An 18297-nucleotide genomic window follows, 5' to 3' on the forward strand; every position below is an offset into this window, starting at 1 on the left:
AAAACACGATATCAGATTGCTTCCATGTCACCCGCTGCTGGTAATCTTGCGCCCGCCCGTGGCGCCCCGCGACCCATTGTCGCGGGTGATGCCTGAAACGGCCGGGCTGCCTTGCGTGCAGCCATACAGAGCCGTCCACGCGCACAGCCCACCTACAAAAGGATCAATCCATGAACAGCAGTATCACGGCGGGAGCGGCGGCGAGCACGCCGGGCTTCCTGTCGAAGGAGCGCATCATCGCCCGCCCGGGCTTCAACCGCTGGCTGGTGCCGCCGGCGGCCCTGGCCATTCACCTGTGCATCGGCATGGCCTATGGCTTCTCGGTTTTCTGGCTGCCGCTGTCCCAGGCCCTGGGTGTCAGCGCTCCGGTGGCCTGCGCCGCCGACATGGGCTTCGTCGCCCGCCTGTTCAGCGCCGAGTGCGACTGGCCGATCTCCATGCTCAGCTGGATCTACACCCTGTTCTTCGTGTTCCTCGGCTGCTCTGCCGCGGTGCTCGGCGGCTGGCTGGAGCACGCCGGCCCGCGCAAGGCCGGCCTGGTCTCGGCATTGTGCTGGTGCGGCGGCCTGCTGATCTCGGCGATTGGCGTGAAAACCCACCAGCTGTGGTTGATGTGGCTGGGCTCGGGGGTGATCGGCGGGATCGGCCTGGGCCTGGGCTACATTTCGCCGGTCTCGACCCTGATCAAGTGGTTCCCGGACAAGCGCGGCATGGCAACCGGCATGGCGATCATGGGCTTTGGTGGAGGTGCCATGGTGGGCGCTCCTCTGGCCACCGCGCTCATGGGCCACTTCGGCAGCGCGACCGAGGTGGGTGTATGGCAGAGTTTTGTCGCCATGGCCGCGATCTACTTCGTGTTCATGACCGCGGGCGCCCTGGCCTACCGCGTGCCGCCGACCGGCTGGAAGCCCGAAGGCTGGACACCGCCGGCGAAGAAAGCCAACGCCATGGTTACCGACCGTCACGTGCATGTGAGCGTGGCCTGGAAAACCCCGCAGTTCGCCCTGGTGTGGCTGGTGCTGTGCCTGAACGTCTCGGCCGGTATCGGCATTCTCGGCATGGCTTCGCCACTGCTGCAGGAAGTGTTCGCCGGCAAGTTGCTGGGCAACGAGCTGACATTCAGTGAGCTGAATGCCGCGCAACTGGCGCAGATTGCCGCGATCGCCGCCGGTTTCACTGGTCTGCTGAGCCTGTTCAACATCGGCGGGCGCTTCTTCTGGGCGTCGTTCTCCGACTATATCGGCCGCAAGAATACCTACTTCGCCTTCTTCGCCCTGGGCGTGGGCCTCTACAGCCTGGTGCCGAACATGGGCCACATTGGCAACGTGGCGCTATTCGTGGCGGCGTTCTGCATCATCCTGTCGATGTATGGCGGCGGCTTCGCCACGGTGCCGGCATACTTGGCCGACCTGTTCGGCACGCAGATGGTCGGTGCCATCCATGGTCGTCTGCTGACTGCCTGGGCGGCGGCCGGCGTGCTCGGCCCGGTGCTGATCACCTACCTACGCGAAGCGCAGCTGGCGGCGGGCGTGGAGCGGGCCGCGGCCTACGACATGACCCTGTACATCCTGGCCGGCCTGCTGGTGCTGGGGTTTATCTGCAACATGCTGGTGCGCCCGGTGGCGGACAAGTACTTCATGAGCGACGCCGAACTGGCGGCCGAGCGCGCACTGAGCCATGACAAGGGCGCTGACTCCGCGCGTTCGCTGGAGTGGCACGCGGCACCGGGCAGCCTGCCGCTGGTGCTGGTGGCCTGGGCGGTGGTGGTGATTCCGCTGGCCTGGGGGGTGTGGATCACCCTGCAGAAGACGGCCGTTCTGTTCCATTGATATAGCTGTACTGGCCTCATCGCCGGCAAGCCGGCTCCCGCAGGTATTGCACTGCCGCGATCTCTGTGGGGGCCGGCTTGTCGTGGCGAAAGGGCTGCAAAGCAGCCCCAACTACACGCTTGTATAGACCTGTAAGCCTGTTATCCCCCCGTAATTGCTTGCCCTGCCATATGTCATCCGCGTTTCAAGCCGGCGCGTTCTGGGCCTATAATGGAGCCCTTTTCGCCCAATGATTTTGCGGAGCTGGTGATGGTCGAACGTAAGGCTTCCGTCGAGCGCAATACCCTGGAAACCCAGGTCAAGTGCTCGATCAACCTCGATGGCAGCGGCAAGGCCCGATTCGAAATCGGTGTGCCTTTCCTTGAACACATGCTCGACCAGATCGCCCGGCATGGGCTGATCGACCTGGATATCGAGTGCAAGGGCGACCTGCATATCGACGACCACCATACCGTCGAGGACGTCGGCATCACCCTGGGCATGGCGTTCGCCCAGGCCATCGGCGACAAGAAAGGCATCTTCCGCTACGGCCATGCCTATGTGCCGCTGGACGAGGCCCTGTCGCGGGTGGTCATCGACTTCTCCGGCCGTCCGGGCCTGCAGATGCATGTGCCGTATACCCGTGCCACCGTGGGCGGCTTCGATGTCGACCTGTTCCAGGAGTTCTTCCAGGGCTTCGTCAACCATGCCCTGGTGACGCTGCATATCGACAACCTGCGTGGCCACAACACCCACCACCAGATCGAGACCGTGTTCAAGGCGTTCGGCCGCGCGCTGCGCATGGCCGTTACCCTCGACGAGCGCATGGCCGGGCAGATGCCTTCCACCAAAGGGTGCCTGTAAATGCAGACGGTAGCCGTGATCGACTATGGCATGGGCAACCTGCACTCGGTGGCCAAGGCCCTGGAGCATGTGGGCGCCGGCAAGGTATTGGTGACCAGCGATGCCGCGGTGATTCGTGAAGCCGACCGCGTGGTGTTCCCAGGCGTCGGCGCGATCCGCGACTGCATGGCAGAGATTCGCCGCCTGGGCTTCGACAGCCTGGTGCGCGAAGTCAGCCAGGACCGCCCGTTTCTCGGCATCTGCGTAGGCATGCAGGCGCTGCTCGAGCGCAGCGAGGAGAACGACGGTGTCGACTGCATCGGCCTGTTCCCAGGCCAGGTGCGCTTCTTCGGTAAAGACCTGAAGGAAGACGGCGAGCACCTGAAGGTGCCGCACATGGGCTGGAACGAAGTCGGCCAGACCATCGACCACCCGCTGTGGCATGACATCCCCGACCGTGCGCGTTTCTACTTCGTGCACAGCTACTTCATCGAGGCCGGCAAGCCGGGCCAGGTGGTCGGTCGCGGCCACTACGGCGTCGATTTCGCCGCGGCGCTGGCCGAAGGCTCGCGTTTCGCCGTGCAGTTCCACCCGGAGAAGAGCCATACCCATGGCCTGCAACTGTTGCAGAACTTCGTCGCCTGGGACGGGCGCTGGTAAATGAGCAGGTCGCGGACCAAGGCGCCAGTCATCACCCTGGCCCCGGAGCAAGAGCGCGAGGCGCTCGATACGCTCAAGCGCTTTCTCGAAGACCGCTTCGAGCTGGAGCTGGGGTCGTTCGAGGTGGCCGAGGTCCTCGAGTTGTTCAGCAAAGAGATTGCACCGCACTACTACAACAGGGCGATTGCCGATGTTCAGCTGCACCTCAAGGAGCGGTTCGAGAGCATCGAAAGCGACCTGTGGGCGCTCGAGAAGCCCTGAATTCCAACGATTAGACAGGTTGCCAAGATGCTGATTATCCCCGCTATCGATCTGAAGGACGGCGCTTGCGTGCGCCTGCGCCAGGGCCGCATGGAAGACTCCACGGTATTCTCCGACGACCCGGTGAGCATGGCCGCCAAGTGGGTCGAGGGTGGTTGCCGCCGCCTGCACCTGGTCGACCTCAACGGCGCCTTCGAAGGCCAACCGGTCAACGGTGAAGTGGTCACCGCCATCGCCAGGCGCTACCCGAACCTGCCGATCCAGATCGGCGGTGGCATCCGTTCGCTGGAAACCATCGAGCACTATGTCAAGGCTGGCGTCAGCCACGTGATCATCGGCACCAAGGCAGTCAAGCAGCCGGAGTTCGTTGCCGAGGCGTGCAAGGCCTTCCCGGGCAAGATCATCGTTGGCCTGGACGCCAAGGACGGCTTCGTCGCCACCGACGGCTGGGCCGAAGTGAGCAGCGTGCAGGTCATCGACCTGGCCAAGCGTTTCGAGGCCGATGGCGTCTCGTCGATCGTCTACACCGACATTGCCAAGGACGGCATGATGCAGGGCTGCAACGTGCCCTTCACCAAGGCCCTGGCCGAAGCCACGCGCATTCCGGTGATCGCCTCGGGCGGCATCCACAACCTGGGCGACATCAAGGCCCTGCTGGACGCCAAGGCTCCGGGCATTATCGGCGCCATCACCGGCCGTGCCATCTACGAAGGCACCCTCGACGTCGCCGAGGCCCAGGCCTTCTGCGACAACTACCAAGGCTGAGGAGCGACCATGGCACTGGCCAAGCGCATCATCCCTTGCCTGGACGTGGACAACGGCCGGGTGGTCAAGGGCGTCAAGTTCGAGAACATCCGCGATGCCGGCGACCCGGTGGAGATCGCCCGGCGCTACGACGAACAGGGCGCCGACGAGATCACCTTCCTCGACATCACCGCCAGCGTCGATGGCCGGGACACCACCCTGCATACCGTCGAGCGCATGGCCAGCCAGGTGTTCATCCCGCTGACCGTGGGCGGTGGCGTGCGCACCGTGCAGGACATCCGCAACCTGCTCAACGCCGGTGCCGACAAGGTGTCGATCAACACCGCCGCGGTGTTCAACCCGGAGTTCGTCGGCGAGGCGGCTGACCGTTTCGGTTCGCAGTGCATCGTGGTTGCCATCGACGCCAAGAAAGTCTCTGGCCCCGGTGAAACGCCGCGCTGGGAGATCTTCACCCATGGCGGGCGCAAGCCCACCGGGCTGGATGCGGTGGAGTGGGCGAAGAAGATGGAAGGCCTGGGGGCTGGCGAGATCCTGCTGACCAGCATGGACCAGGACGGCATGAAGAATGGCTTCGACCTGGGCGTGACCCGCGCCATCAGCGATGCGCTGGGGATTCCGGTGATTGCTTCCGGTGGCGTGGGTAACCTGCAGCACCTGGCCGACGGCATCCTGGAAGGGCATGCCAGCGCGGTGCTGGCGGCGAGCATCTTCCACTTCGGCGAGTACACGGTGCCGGAAGCCAAGGCCTACATGGCTTCGCGGGGGATCGTCGTACGCTGAACCCCTGATTGGGGCTGCGTTGCAGCCCATCGCGGCTGAAGCAGCTCCTACAAGGATTACACGTTTCCTGTAGGAGCGGCTTCAGCCGCGATGGGCCGCAAGGCGGCCCCAGTTAAATCATCCGTGATTCTTGCCGAGCAACGCGTGATACAACTCGGTATCCCCGAGTATCCCCACCACCTTGTCGTTATCCTGCAGCACCAGCTTGTTGCCGGTCTGGTAACGAATCTGCAGCGCTTCGCGCATGCCGATATCGGCGTGTACCACGGTTGGCCTGCGCTCCAGCAAGCCGACGTCCTGCCCCGGCGCCCAGTTCTGCATGTCCAGGCCATTCTGGCCCTGGCGTGCGCGCTTGAGCGAACCGCCTTCGCCAAGGTCCAGCCATGAGTCGATGCCCGGGTCCAGGCACACCGAACCGTTGACTCGCCGGCAATTGTCCAGGCTGCGCATCAGGCTGCGGCCACACAGCACGTTGAGCGGGTTGGTGTGGGCGACGAAGGTGCGCACGTATTCGTCGGCCGGGTTGAGCACGATCTCTTCCGGCTTGCTGTACTGGATGATGCGCCCGTCCTTCATGATGGCGATGCGGCTGCCCAGTTTCAGCGCCTCGTCCAGGTCATGACTGACGAACACGATGGTCTTGCTGAGTTTGCTCTGCAGGGCCAGCAGTTCGTCCTGCAGGCCCTGGCGGATCAGCGGATCGAGGGCCGAGAACGGCTCGTCCATCAGCAGGATATCGGCGTCCATCGCCAGCGCCCGGGCCAGCCCCACGCGCTGCTGCATGCCACCGGAGAGTTCGTCCGGTTTCTTGTTGCGCCACTGGGTCAAGCCCACCAGCTCGAGCTTTTCATCCACCAGCTTGCGCCGTTCCTTCTCCGGCCGGCCCTGCATCTCCAGGCCGAAGCTGATGTTCTCGCGCACCGTCAGCCAGGGCATCAGGGCAAACTTCTGGAACACCATGGCGATGCGCTTGGTGCGCATCATCTTCAGCTCTGCCGGGGTGCAGTGGGCGATATCGATGTGCTTGCCTTCGTGCTCGACGAACAGCTTGCCGCGGCTCACGGTGTTGAGGCCGTTGATGCAGCGCAGCAGGCTGGATTTGCCCGAGCCGGACAGGCCCATGAGCACGCATATCTCGCCCTTGTTGATGTCCAGGTTGGCCTTTTCGACGCCGACCACCAGGCCCGTCTGCTTGAGGATCTGCTCGCGGGTCTGGCCTTGGTCGAGCAGGGCCAGCGCCTCGCGCGGCTTGCTGGAGAAGATGACGTCGACGTCTTCGAAACGAATGATGCTCATGCCTCACCCCTTACCGGCAGCTCCGGTTGCTTGCAGATACGGTCGAGCATGATCGCCAGCAGGACGATGGCCAGGCCCGCTTCGAAGCCCAGGGAGATATCGGCGGTGTTCAGTGCGTTGACCACGGGTTTGCCCAGGCCGTCGGCGCCGACCAGGGCGGCAATCACCACCATCGATAGCGACAGCATGATGCATTGCGTCACCCCGGCAGCGATGCTCGGCATGGCGTGTGGCAGTTCGATGCGGGTCAGCAGTTGGCGACGCGAGCAACCGAAGGCCTTGCCGGCGTCCATCAGCTCCTGCGGCACGTCGCAGATGCCCAGGTAAGTGAGGCGGATGGGTGCTGCGATGGCGAACACCACGGTGGAGATCAGCCCCGGCACCACGCCCAGGCCAAACAGGGTCAGGGTCGGGATCAGGTAGACGAAGGTGGGCACGGTCTGCATCAGGTCCAGCACCGGACGCATGGCGGTGTAGAACATCGGCTTGTGCGCGGCGGCGATGCCCAGCGGCACGCCGATGACCACGCAGACCACCGTGGCGAAAGTGACCTGCGCCAGGGTTTCCATGGTTTCCTGCCAGTAGCCCAGGTTGAGGATCAGCAGGAACGAAAGGGCGACGAAGACGGTGAGCGCCCACTTGCGCTGTATCAGGTGCGCGAGGCCGGCGAACAGGGCGATGAGTACGAATGGGTTGAACCAGGTCAGGGCGCTGGTGACCCCATGGATCATGAATTCCAGGCCTGCGGCGATGGCGTCGAAGTAGCTGGCGCCATTCTGGGTCAACCATTCGACGAATGAGGCGATGTACTGCCCCAGGGGTATTTTCTGATCGATAAGCATGATAGCGAGCTTCCACCTGCAAAGATTGAAATCAGTCCGGGGTGGGCACGGTCCCACCCCGCGGTGTTGCCATGGCGTCTTGCGTTATTGCGTCAGTTTGGCCTTGGCCGCCTCAAGGCCGGGTTTGCCGTCCACGGTGGTCACGCCGGCGAGCCAGGCTTCGAGCTTGCCGGGGTTGTCCTTCAGCCATTTTTTCGCGGCCGCCTCGGGCTTCATCTTGTCGTCCAGGACATAGCCCATCATGGTGCTTTCATCCTTGAGCTCGAACGACAGGTTCTTCAACAGCTGGCCAACGTTGCCGCATTCCTGGGCGTAGCCCTTGCGGGTGTTGGTCAGCACGGTGGCCTTGCCGAAGTCGGGACCGAAGTAGGCATCCCCACCGGTCAGGTACTGCATCTTGAAGCGGGTGTTCATCGGGTGCGGTTCCCAGCCGAGGAAGACGATCGCGTCTTCACGCTTCTGCGCCCGGTCGACCTGCGCCAGCATGCCCGCCTCACTGGACTGCACGATCTGGAAGCCGGCGTCCTTCAGGCCGAAGGCGTTGTCGTCGATCATCTTCTGGATGGTGCGGTTGCCATCGTTGCCCGGTTCGATGCCGTAGATCTTGCCCTTGAGATCCTGCTTGAACTTGGGAATGTCGGCGAAGTCCTTCAGGCCCTTGTCATACAGGGCCTGGGGCACGGCCAGCGTGTACTTGGCATTTTCCAGGTTGGCGCGCACGGTCTCGACGGTGCCGGCATCGCGGTACTGCTTGATGTCGTTCTCCATGGTCGGCATCCAGTTGCCGAGAAACACGTCCAGGTCCTTGCCGGTGGCCAGCGACTTGTAGGTCACCGGTACCGAGATCATGGTGGTGTGGGTCTTGTAGCCCAGGGCTTCGAGCACGACGCTGGTGGTCGCGGTGGTGACCGTGATGTCGGTCCAGCCGACATCGGAGAACCGTACCGTCTGGCACTGCTCGGGTTCGGCGGCCTGGGCCAACAGCGGAGCGGACAGCAACGCGACCAGCAACAGCGAGGGTGAACCTTTCATGGATGGACTCCTGTGATTTTATCTTCGGGTTCGCGTGGGTCGCCGAGCGTTCTCAGGGCTCCGGTCGACCAGGCCTGCAGAGGGCAGGATGCGAGGCCGTGCAATACGAGTCGCTTTCGATAATCCTCCAGCGTTCGGCAATCGCCTACTGGTGGCGTCGTATCCAGTACAGGACGGGTCGTATCCAGTACGGACAATGTCGCAACTGGGTTTTTCCACCCTCATACCTCGGTTTTTGCGTCGTCTTGCCGCTGGAAAACGGCGCACGAAGGGCCAGTTCAGCGGCGGCGCTGCTGGACAAAAGTACGTCGGTTGCAGACGGCGAGGGGCTGGGCAAAAGCCCGATGATGCGAGCATTCAAGGCGGCTCGACTGTTTCAGCCTAGCAGTTGCTCCGCCCTGCGCCCGGCGCGCAGAGACAAGCCCAGCAAGAGGTGATTCGACAATGGCCATCAGCGTGTTCGACCTGTTCAAGATCGGTGTCGGGCCCTCCAGCTCCCACACCGTCGGCCCCATGCGTGCTGGCGCGCTGTTCGTCCAGGGGCTGCGTGAGCGCGGCGAACTGGAGCAGGTGCGGCGTATCGAAGTGAGGCTGTATGGCTCGCTGTCGGCCACCGGCGTCGGCCACGGCACCGACAACGCAACGATCATGGGCCTGATGGGCGAATGGCCGGACGCCATCGACCCTGGCCAGATCACCCCACGTATCGCCGACCTGCGCGAAACCAACGTGCTCAGGCTCGACAACCGCCTGCCCATCGAGTTCGTCTGGGCCCGCGACATGCTGCTGCTGGACGAGAACCTGCCGTACCACCCCAATGCCATGACGCTGATTGCCGAAGGCGAGGCGGGCGAGCTGCACCGCGACACCTATTACTCGGTGGGCGGCGGTTTCGTGGTCGATGCCGCCCAGGCCGCCAGCGGCGTGCTGGACGCCGACCAGACCGTGCTGCCCTACGACTTCGACAGTGCCGCCGAACTGCTGCGCCTGTGCAGGCAAAACGACCTGCGCGTGTCGCAATTGATGCTGGAGAACGAAAAGGTCTGGCGCAGCGAAGCCGAGATCCGCGCCGGCCTGCTCAAGCTCTGGCAAGCCATGCAGGAGTGCGTGAACAACGGCCTCAAGCATGAAGGCATCCTGCCCGGCGGGCTCAATGTGCGCCGCCGCGCCGCCCGGCTGCACCGCAGCCTGCAGGAGCTGGGCAAGCCCAACGTGATCGGCTCGACCATGAGCGCCATGGAGTGGGTCAACCTGTTCGCCCTGGCGGTCAACGAAGAGAACGCCGCCGGCGGGCGCATGGTCACTGCGCCCACCAACGGCGCGGCGGGGATCATCCCGGCGGTGTTGCACTACTACATGCGTTTCTCCGACGCGGTGGACGAGTCCAATGTGGTGGACTTCTTCCTCGGCGCGGCGGCGGTGGGCATCCTGTGCAAGAAGAACGCCTCGATCTCCGGCGCCGAGGTTGGTTGCCAGGGCGAGGTCGGCTCGGCTTGCGCCATGGCCGCCGCAGGCTTGGCCGATGTCCTCGGCGCCACCCCGGCGCAGTTGGAAAACGCCGCCGAGATCGCCCTGGAACATAACCTCGGCCTGACCTGCGACCCGGTTGGTGGCCTGGTGCAGGTCCCGTGCATCGAGCGCAACGCCATCGCTGCGGTAAAGGCGATCAATGCTGTGCAGATGGCCCTGCGCGGTGATGGCGAACACTTCATCTCGTTGGACCAGGTGATCCGCACCATGCGCGACACCGGCGCCGACATGCACGACAAGTACAAGGAAACCTCCCGCGGAGGCCTGGCGGTCAGCGTCATCGAATGCTGATGCGCCGTTCTGGCCCGTGCGTGACCAATGCGCCACATTCTGGCGCATTGGTTGTCATCTACCGGCCGTCGCCTGTCGTTACCAGCAGGACCGTTGTCGGTGACACTTAAGTCTGTCGCATCTGGGCAAGCTTCCCACAAGTGCTACCGATTTGCTCAGGGGTGACGCGCAGAGGCGCTGGCTCGCCTGTTTGCGTTTGACGCAAGGCTGATTGCCCAGGCCGCTGGAAGGCGCGTGCCGACGTCGCTTTTGGGTTTTATTGGATGGGCGTTCAAATTCAGGCATGCCATTTGCGTTGAGATTGGCAAAGCCCCTGCATACGAAACGGGGCCATTACAAGAACAGTGCTCGCCTGAGGCACACCCTGCATTGTGTGAGGAGAAATCGCGATGACGTCGTACACCTCCGGGACCCCAACCCAGAACCGCACAGCACCCCAGTCCATCGGCTTTCTCCTGCTGGACAACTTCACCCTCATTTCCCTGGCGTCGGCGGTCGAACCGCTGCGCATGGCCAACCAGCTGTCCGGGCGCGAGCTGTATCGCTGGCACACCCTGACCGTCGACGGTGGCCAGGTGTGGGCCAGCGACGGCCTGCAGATTACCCCCGACGCGGCCATGCACAGTGCCCCGCCGATAGACACCGTGATCGTTTGCGGTGGCGTCGGCATCCAGCGCACCGTCACCCGTGAGCACGTCACCTGGCTGCAAGCCCAGGCCCGCCAGTCGCGTCGCCTTGGCGCGGTGTGTACCGGCAGCTGGGCGCTGGCCTGCGCCGGGTTGCTCGACGGCTTCGATTGCAGCGTGCACTGGGAATGCCTGGCGGCAATGCAGGAGGCCTACCCGCGGGTGAACATGAGCACCCGCCTGTTCACCCTCGACCGCAACCGCTTCACCAGCTCCGGCGGTACCGCGCCGCTGGACATGATGCTGCACCTGATCAGCCGCGATCACGGCCGCGAGCTGTCGGCGGCGATCTCCGAGATGTTCGTCTACGAGCGCATCCGCAACGAGCAGGACCACCAGCGCGTGCCGCTCAAGCACATGCTCGGCACCAACCAGCCGAAGTTGCAGGAAATCGTCGCGCTGATGGAAGCCAACCTCGAGGAGCCGATCGACCTCGACGAGCTGGCGGTCTATGTGGCGGTGTCGCGGCGCCAGCTCGAGCGCCTGTTCCAGAAGTACCTGCACTGCTCGCCGTCGCGCTACTACCTCAAGCTGCGGCTGATCCGCGCCCGGCAACTGCTCAAGCAGACGCCGATGTCGATCATCGAGGTGGCCTCTGTGTGCGGTTTCGTCTCCACGCCGCATTTCTCCAAGTGCTACCGCGAATACTTCGGCATTCCACCGCGTGACGAGCGGGTGGGTTCGAACACCACCCAGCAGGTGGCGATGATGCCCATCCCTCAGGCCATGGCCTTGTCGCCGCACAGCGGGCCGATGGCCTCCCTTAGTCAGGCGCGCAATGAGTCGACGTTCGCCAGTGTGAGGCTCTGAACGCGCGCCCTCTTCGCGGGATATCCGCGAGGAGGGCAGTCATAGAGTGGGGCTAATTGTAATTGCCCGGTCGCCTACAGCGGCTGGGCTTTTTGTTTTTACATACCTGGTAATTTTGCTAGTTGTGGAATGTGGTCGCTGCATGAAACATATATGCGGTGTGTTGAGTGAGGCTGCGTAAAGTGGGGATTTTTATTGATTTAATTAAAAGTTAGATTTTCGATGGAGGTGGAGAGTATGAAATTCAAGGTGTCTCGAGGTGTTCGAGGGTTTCTTTTGCTCGCGCCAGTACTGTGTTGTGCGATGCTTTCAGCCAAGGTGTCAGCGGCCGAGTTGCTTTATTCAATGAAGGTGATCACGTATACAGGTCGTTACTTTCAAGGAGAGAACTGCGCTACAATGGTGTATAAAAATGATTTTAGCGATATGTGTCGATCAACGAGGGACAAGGTAATTGGGGCGCTGAGACTGACAATGCTTCCCCAGGAACCTATTAGCATCGCTTTTCTGGTGGACCCTGGCGAAAATGGGGGGGGTGATTCGGGAGCTTATGCCATTAGCGGGTCGATGGAGGGGGATTCCCGAATTGAGAGAAGTATTATTGATATGCATAACCCTGTCGATGAAACTCTTCTCCCCTACCGGCTTCAGAGGCTCGGGGCCGGTGTTGACGGTAAGATTAGATGGTTGGTTGCTGGCACTCCTGGTGCTGCGGCGGTTCAGATGACGGCGAAGGGTGAAGCAGCTCCTGTCTGCCAATTTGTAGTTGAGAAAGAGAGTGAGGTTGAATTAGGAAAGGTGTGCCCTACTGTAGATTTCTCAAGGGAAGATTTGGGCGTGAAGGTAATCGGGCTAGGGTCAAGCCCCAGGCTGTGTTTTGAGGGGCGTACCGGATCGGATAGCAGTTGTTACAGCGCCAGTAGCATGGAATTTTTCGTACCGAAGTTAGGTGGGGCTGATGGGGCGGCTAATGTGACCGTGGAGAGTAAAGGTAATGTCAGAGGTAAAGTACAGAAGGTGAAGTACTACAGTGTGCACTGACGGCATGACGCTTTGCCCTGCACACGCTGCCCGCTGGTAAACATGCCCGCCGTGCAGTCAGTTCCCGCTGAGATCTTTTGAACTCACTGAGGGTGGGCTTGACCAGCGATTCCATATGAAGGGGTCGCTGGTCAAGCCACGTCTGAACGCCCCCTTCAGAAGTCGCTCAAGAAAGGGGATGCCTCATTCGATGATTTCAAGCGCGCTTGCTGTACTGTGCCAACGCCGGCAACAACTGCTTGTCGAGGGCCTCGCGCACTGCCGGCAGGATCGTCGCACTGCCGCTATACATTTGCTCCACCATGCCCTTGAGCGCCCGAACATTAGGTTCGGTCAGCCCTCGCACCACCACTTCGCAGGCCTGCTCGGGGTTGGCGTCGGCCGGAATGTCGAAGCCTCGCGAACGCAGCTGGCCCAGGAGATCGTCTTGGTCAATCAGGTCCGTATGCATCATGGTTGTACTCCTTCGCTTGGGGTGGGTTGCGATTGATTCTGTGACGGGGGCGCCAGGGCCGCAAGAACAGAAAACCACCATGGCCACTTTGGCTAAGAACAGGTCGTTTACGGCTAAATCGCCGAGCCAGAAAGCCGGCGCTGAGATCACTTACAGCATCGGGGGCTGGGTCTCACTTATTAAGCACTGGTAGATGTCGCCCATGCCTGATCCCGGATGCTCATGGCTTTCCGGTTTTTTATGGGGCGCGTTACCTGATAATTCTGTCAGTTGTCTTGTCGGTGTGGGGATGTAATTAATACCTCCTATTTTAAGGGAGGTGCATATGAAAGGCTCTATGTTTAGAGGTGTTGCATGGGCAACGGGAATTGTGTCGTTGTCATTGCTTTCATTGGCTAGCGCGTTTGCAGGGGAGATATCCCGCTTGGCTGAGCTTGAACCACCCGTAGACCGGCGGACGCTAGAGCAAGCCCAGTTTACTGGCAGGGAGGGGCTGAAAGTATTGCTGGATAACCCTGCGGGCCAAAGTATCCAGTTGATGCGTGCCCACCCAACGATCGTGAACGAGTCGACACAGCTACTCGCGATGCCACTGGCGGATGGGCGAGTGCTGAAGTTTCGGCTGCGCAACTACACCGCACCTGAACCGTCTGATAATAGTGGTGTTGCAGGGGGAGAGTATACACCTGCCGCATACTGGTTTGGCGAAGGGGTATTGGATGACGAGCCTCGCGCTACTGTGACGTCGAAAGACACCTTCGCTGCTTCGAACTTTATATTTTTAGCACGCCGCGGTGATTCACTCAGGGGGCGGATGGTTGTCAATGGGAAACTCTACTTGCTGGAGAATGCTGGTAATGGGCAGCATGGATTAATGGAGGTAAACGAAGCGCAGGGTTTGCCCTGTCTGCTAGTGGACGATGCAACGGTCAAGCAAGCAGACATTGCTAAAGCCAGTTTACCAAGGCCAGCTTCTCAAAGGGAACATGAGATCCATGTACTCCTTCTTACGACCTGGCGAACTAGCCAGATGACCAACCCATCGGCGTTTGACATTATGACGGACGAAATAATGTTTTTCAGTCAAGTGAGTGATCAAGGTGATGGCTTGTCTCTAAAGCTTAAAGTGGTTCATCGGCTTGCGACTAATGCGGCAGACGGTTTATTGAGTCAGGGTGAAAAAATTCTGGACGATTTTAGAAATGGAAAAACAGCAGCGACAAGCGGAGTGGCTCGTCTGCGTGAGCAGTACAAAGCTGACGTGGTAATTGTGGGTGGTGAATTTGTGCCGGCCAAGGCGGTGACGTATAAAAGTATAAGGCCCGAGAACGCGTACTATGTGTTTGCTATGCATGGGCCCCAGTATTTTTTGCATAGTTTCGGCCATCTGATGGGCCTTCGTGATGGGTGGAAGCCCGGCGGTCCGGGACTTATTCCTCCTTATCAATTCGGCTTCCTATCCAAAGAATATAACAGTAAGCAGTATGCCTCAATTGGCTTTGACCTGAAAGATTGTCCAGAGGAAGCAGAATGCGAAACTGTTTATCGGTGGTCTGACCCTGATGTTAACTTAGAGTTTGGGCGTTTCGGCGATCCCGAATATTCCAATGAAATTCGCCGCCTGAACGAACGGGCTGCTGAAATAAAGAACTATTACTAACCATGGAGCACGCCGCTAACGGCCCTGGGTGCCTGCGACATCCCAGGGCATTTGTGGTGAACAGCCATTTGGTCCTCAGCTATGCAACCGAATTGTCCGCCCTGCCATTTCTGGCGGTGGCTGATCGCGCTGTTGCTTTTCCAACGCCCCTAACAAAACGAGGGTGTGTTCGCCGAACGGTGCCGAGCGAGGACCCGAGACGTCGACATGCAGCAGCATCTGTTCACTGGCTGACAGTTCTCCGTCGAACCCATCGCTATGCAGGCTGTGATACAAATGCAGGCGTTTTTTATCGAAACCTATTATTTGTGTCTGCACCCACACATCGGCGTCAAGTTTCACTTCGTGCAGATAATTGATATGCGCCTCCAGGGTGAACAGCGAATGCCCGCTCTGGCCCCGTGCATCGGCATCCAGGCCGATGCGCTCCATCAAGGCATCGGTGGCATGGCTGAAGATCAGCAGGTAATAGGCGTCGCGCAGGTGGCCGTTATAGTCGACCCACTCCGGCAACACTCGGGTGCGGTAGGTGATCAGGGCGGGCATTGTTTTCTCCTTAGTCGCCGAAGGCCATACCGTGCTTGGCTTTGCTGGTTTTCACCGCTTCCAGTACCGCCAGCAGTGTGTCATCACGATAGCGCTCCAGAGCGGCAATGCTGTGCTCGCCCAATTGTTGCGAGGTGCCCTCGACCACGTCGTCAATCAGCTTGTCGGTCAGCTCAGGCGCAGGGAGGTAGGTCCAGGGCAGATTCAGCGCCGGCCCGAACTGGGCCATGAAGTGGCGCATGCCGGCATCGCCTCCAGCCAGGGTGTAGGTGAGGAAGGTGCCCATGAACGACCAGCGCAGCCCGGCGCCAAAGCGGATCGCATCGTCGATCTCGCCGGTGCTGGCCACACCGTCGTTGACCAGGTGCAGGGCTTCGCGCCATAGCGCTTCGAGCAGTCGGTCGGCGATGAAGCCGGGGACTTCCTTGCGCACATGCAACGGGCGCATGCCCAGGCTGGTGTAGATGCTTTTCGCAGCTTCGATGGCTTCAGGGCTGGTGTTGCGACCGCCGACGATTTCCACCAGTGGCAGCAGGTAGACCGGGTTGAACGGGTGCCCCACCACGCAGCGTTCGGGGTGGGTCGCCGACGCGTAGAACTCGCTGGGCAGCAGACCCGAGGTGCTGGAGCCGATGATTGCGTCGGGCTTGGCGGCGGCGCTGATCTTCGCGTGCAGGTCGAGCTTGAGGTCCAGTCGTTCGGGGGCGCTCTCCTGGATGAAATCGGCGTCGCGCACGCATTCCTTGATAGTGGTCACGAACCTCAGGCGATCCTGCGATGCGCCGGGCGTCAGGCCCTGTTTTTCCAGCGCTGGCCAGGCATTGGCGATGCGTTTGCGCAGTGCGGCCTCGGCACCGGGGGCCGGGTCCCAGGCAATCACGTCGAGGCCGTGGGCCAGGGCGCGGGCGACCCAGCCGCTGCCGATCACGCCGCTACCCAGCGCGGCGAAAGTCTTGATGTCGGTGATGAAAGGCATATCTGGCTCCTGCGGGGACATTAGCGACGCTTGAGGTTCATCTTTTCCCGGCCTTCGGCCGGGGTGAGCACACGGCCACCCATGCGGGTGATGATCTCTGCGGCCCGCTCGACCAGTTGGCCGTTGCTGGCCAGCACGCCACGGTCCAGGTACAGGTTGTCTTCCAGCCCGACCCGCACGTTGCCGCCAAGCAGCACCGCCTGGGCAGCCATCGGCATCTGCATGCGGCCGATGCCGAAACCGGCCCAGGTGACGTTGGCAGGCAGGTTGTCGACCATGGCCTTCATGGTGGTGGTGTCGGCCGGGGCGCCCCACGGGATGCCCAGGCACAGCTGGAACAGCGGGTCTTGCAGCAGGCCTTCCTTGATCATCTGTTTGGCGAACCACAGGTGACCGGTGTCGAAGATCTCCAGCTCGGCCTTCACGCCCAGCTCGGTGATGCGCTTGGCGCCGGCACGCAGTTGGGCGGGGGTGGAGACATAGATGGCGTTGCCATCGCCAAAGTTGAGGGTGCCGCAGTCCAGGGTGCAGATCTCCGGCAGCAGCGCTTCGACATGGGCCAGGCGCTCCAGCGGGCCGATCAGGTCGGTGCCCGGGCCGAATTCCATGGGTGATTCGCCTGGGCCGATCTCCAGGTCGCCGCCCATGCCTGCGGTGAGGTTGACGATGATGTCCACGTCAGCCTCGCGGATGCGTTCCATCACCTCGCGGTAGAGGTTGACATCGCGGCTGAAGCGGCCAGTTTGTGGATCGCGAACGTGGCAGTGGACCACCGTGGCGCCGGCCTTGGCGGCTTCGACGGCGGACTCGGCGATCTGTTTCGGCGTGACCGGGACCAGGTGGCTCTTGGCGACCGTGTCGCCGGCACCGGTGAGGGCGCAGGTGATGATGACGTCGTGGTTCATGGTGGGTTCCTTGTGTATCTGTCAGGTCGCTATCGCGGGGCAAGCCCGCTCCCACAGAGAGACCGTGTGCTGGCGTGGGAGCGGGCTTGCCCCGCGATGGAGGAATGTCAGTTGGCGGTGAGCTTGAGGTTGTCTGCGGCTGGCTTGCCGTCGAAAGTGGTCACCCCGTCAAGCCAGCGGGCCTTGTCCTCGGGGTGGTCCTTGAGCCACTGTCGCGCCGACTCCAGCGCGTCCTTGTGGTCGAGCAACGGCTGCATCATCCGGCTCTCGTCCTCGGCGCTGAAGCTGAGGTTGGCCAGCAGGCGATGGGCGTTGGGGCAGCGCTGGGCATAGTCCGGCGCGGTCACCGTCCACACCGTGGCACGGCCCTCGTCCGGGCCGAGGGCGTCCTGGCTGTCGCCGAGGTAGACCATGTCGATGTTCACGTTCATCGGGTGCGGCGCCCAGCCGAAGAACACCACCGCCTCCTTGCGCCGCACGGCGCGGTCGACGGCGGCGAGCATGCCGGCTTCGCTGGACTCGACCAACTGGAACTTGCCGAGGTCGAACTGGTTCTTGCTGATCATCGCCTTGATCTGGGTATTGGCGCCGGAACCGGGCTCGATGCCGTAGAGCTTGCCGCCCAGCTCCTTGTGGAACTTGTGGATGTCGGCAAACGTCTTCAGGCCCTTGTCGGCCAGGTATTTCGGCACGGCGAGGGTGGCGCGGGCGTCTTCCAGGCTGGGCTTGTCGAGCACCTTCACCTGGCCGGCCTGGACGAACGGGGTGATGGTCTGGGTCATGATCGGGTTCCAGTACCCGAGGAACATGTCCAGGCGCTTGTCGCGGATGCCGGCGAAGATGATCTGCTGCGAGGCGCTGGTCTGCTTGGTCTGGTAGCCCAGGCCGTCGAGCAGCACCTGGGCCATGGCGCTGGTGGCGATCACATCGGTCCAGTTGACCACGCCCAGGCGCACATCCTTGCAGGCGGCGGGTTCGGCGGCGAAAAGCGGCGTGGCTACGGTAGAGCTGAGCGCGAGGGACAACAGGCTGCGGCGGATAAAGCGATGCATGGTGGCTCTCCATCGGCAGTGCGTATTGTTATCGGATCCGGCCTCTGCGGGCCGTGAGA

The 18297-nt window shown here is 61.8% G+C and carries 18 protein-coding genes; 10 read left to right on the forward strand and 8 right to left on the reverse strand.

The window, feature by feature from the left end:
* The first annotated feature begins 170 nt into the window (after positions 1-170).
* From LOY42_RS01585 to hisF, 6 genes are all read left to right on the forward strand, one after another.
* Entirely contained in the window at positions 171-1829 is a 1659-nt protein-coding gene (locus LOY42_RS01585) for an OFA family MFS transporter (RefSeq protein WP_139674255.1), read from the forward strand.
* Between the two features lie 249 nt (positions 1830-2078).
* On the forward strand, positions 2079-2672 hold the full coding sequence (gene hisB, locus LOY42_RS01590) for an imidazoleglycerol-phosphate dehydratase HisB (protein WP_028688464.1): 594 nt from the start codon (positions 2079-2081) through the stop codon (positions 2670-2672).
* Positions 2673-3311, forward strand: coding sequence for an imidazole glycerol phosphate synthase subunit HisH (gene hisH / locus LOY42_RS01595; RefSeq protein ID WP_046853802.1), 639 nt, complete (start codon positions 2673-2675; stop codon positions 3309-3311).
* Positions 3312-3572, forward strand: a complete 261-nt coding sequence (locus LOY42_RS01600) for a DUF2164 domain-containing protein (RefSeq protein ID WP_139674252.1) — start codon at positions 3312-3314, stop codon at positions 3570-3572.
* A 27-nt stretch (positions 3573-3599) separates the two neighbouring features.
* Positions 3600-4337 (forward strand): 1-(5-phosphoribosyl)-5-[(5-phosphoribosylamino)methylideneamino]imidazole-4-carboxamide isomerase, encoded by a 738-nt coding sequence (gene hisA, locus LOY42_RS01605; protein WP_102681808.1) that lies wholly within the window; start codon positions 3600-3602, stop codon positions 4335-4337.
* A gap of 9 nt (positions 4338-4346) precedes the next feature.
* Positions 4347-5117 (forward strand): imidazole glycerol phosphate synthase subunit HisF, encoded by a 771-nt coding sequence (hisF, locus tag LOY42_RS01610; protein ID WP_023629858.1) that lies wholly within the window; start codon positions 4347-4349, stop codon positions 5115-5117.
* A 117-nt stretch (positions 5118-5234) separates the two neighbouring features.
* Here the strand turns inward: hisF and choV are convergent, their stop codons facing one another.
* From choV to LOY42_RS01625, 3 genes are all read right to left on the reverse strand, one after another.
* Entirely contained in the window at positions 5235-6413 is a 1179-nt protein-coding gene (gene choV / locus LOY42_RS01615; protein WP_102681807.1) for a choline ABC transporter ATP-binding protein, read from the reverse strand.
* Positions 6410-7258 carry a choline ABC transporter permease subunit gene (gene choW / locus LOY42_RS01620; protein WP_172670914.1) on the reverse strand — a complete coding sequence of 283 codons (849 nt, stop codon included), beginning with the start codon at positions 7256-7258 and terminating at the stop codon, positions 6410-6412. Before choW ends, choV begins: the two co-directional genes overlap by 4 nt.
* 81 nt (positions 7259-7339) lie before the next feature.
* Positions 7340-8287, reverse strand: coding sequence for a choline ABC transporter substrate-binding protein (locus tag LOY42_RS01625; RefSeq protein WP_139674249.1), 948 nt, complete (start codon positions 8285-8287; stop codon positions 7340-7342).
* A 444-nt stretch (positions 8288-8731) separates the two neighbouring features.
* Between LOY42_RS01625 and LOY42_RS01630 the strand changes: the two genes are divergently transcribed.
* The 3 genes from LOY42_RS01630 (at position 8732) to LOY42_RS01640 (ending at position 12645) form a co-directional block, all read left to right on the forward strand.
* Complete coding sequence (locus tag LOY42_RS01630) at positions 8732-10108, forward strand: L-serine ammonia-lyase (RefSeq protein WP_139674246.1); 1377 nt, start codon at positions 8732-8734, stop codon at positions 10106-10108.
* 389 nt (positions 10109-10497) lie between these two features.
* Positions 10498-11604 carry a GlxA family transcriptional regulator gene (locus tag LOY42_RS01635; RefSeq protein WP_139674243.1) on the forward strand — a complete coding sequence of 369 codons (1107 nt, stop codon included), beginning with the start codon at positions 10498-10500 and terminating at the stop codon, positions 11602-11604.
* A 237-nt stretch (positions 11605-11841) separates the two neighbouring features.
* Positions 11842-12645 (forward strand): hypothetical protein, encoded by an 804-nt coding sequence (locus LOY42_RS01640; RefSeq protein WP_139674240.1) that lies wholly within the window; start codon positions 11842-11844, stop codon positions 12643-12645.
* Positions 12646-12841: 196 nt separating this feature from the next.
* On the opposite strand, the gene LOY42_RS01645 is transcribed toward LOY42_RS01640, so the two are convergent.
* Complete coding sequence (locus LOY42_RS01645; RefSeq protein ID WP_139674237.1) at positions 12842-13099, reverse strand: hypothetical protein; 258 nt, start codon at positions 13097-13099, stop codon at positions 12842-12844.
* 325 nt (positions 13100-13424) lie between these two features.
* On the opposite strand from LOY42_RS01645, the gene LOY42_RS01650 reads away from it, so the two are divergent.
* A complete protein-coding gene (locus LOY42_RS01650; RefSeq protein WP_139674234.1) occupies positions 13425-14759 on the forward strand; it encodes a hypothetical protein in 1335 nt (444 codons plus the stop codon).
* 75 nt (positions 14760-14834) lie between these two features.
* Here the strand turns inward: LOY42_RS01650 and LOY42_RS01655 are convergent, their stop codons facing one another.
* The 4 genes from LOY42_RS01655 to choX form a co-directional block, all read right to left on the reverse strand.
* Positions 14835-15305: a thioesterase family protein gene (locus tag LOY42_RS01655; RefSeq protein WP_139674231.1), complete on the reverse strand. Its 471-nt coding sequence runs from the start codon at positions 15303-15305 to the stop codon at positions 14835-14837.
* Between the two features lie 10 nt (positions 15306-15315).
* Positions 15316-16281 (reverse strand): L-carnitine dehydrogenase, encoded by a 966-nt coding sequence (locus tag LOY42_RS01660; protein WP_139674228.1) that lies wholly within the window; start codon positions 16279-16281, stop codon positions 15316-15318.
* 20 nt (positions 16282-16301) lie between these two features.
* Complete coding sequence (locus tag LOY42_RS01665) at positions 16302-17186, reverse strand: 3-keto-5-aminohexanoate cleavage protein (protein WP_139674226.1); 885 nt, start codon at positions 17184-17186, stop codon at positions 16302-16304.
* A 107-nt stretch (positions 17187-17293) separates the two neighbouring features.
* Entirely contained in the window at positions 17294-18238 is a 945-nt protein-coding gene (gene choX, locus LOY42_RS01670) for a choline ABC transporter substrate-binding protein (protein ID WP_139674224.1), read from the reverse strand.
* Positions 18239-18297 lie beyond the last annotated feature (59 nt).

Origin of the sequence: Pseudomonas sp. B21-023 (genome assembly GCF_024749165.1) — a bacterium.
Lineage (GTDB): Bacteria > Pseudomonadota > Gammaproteobacteria > Pseudomonadales > Pseudomonadaceae > Aquipseudomonas.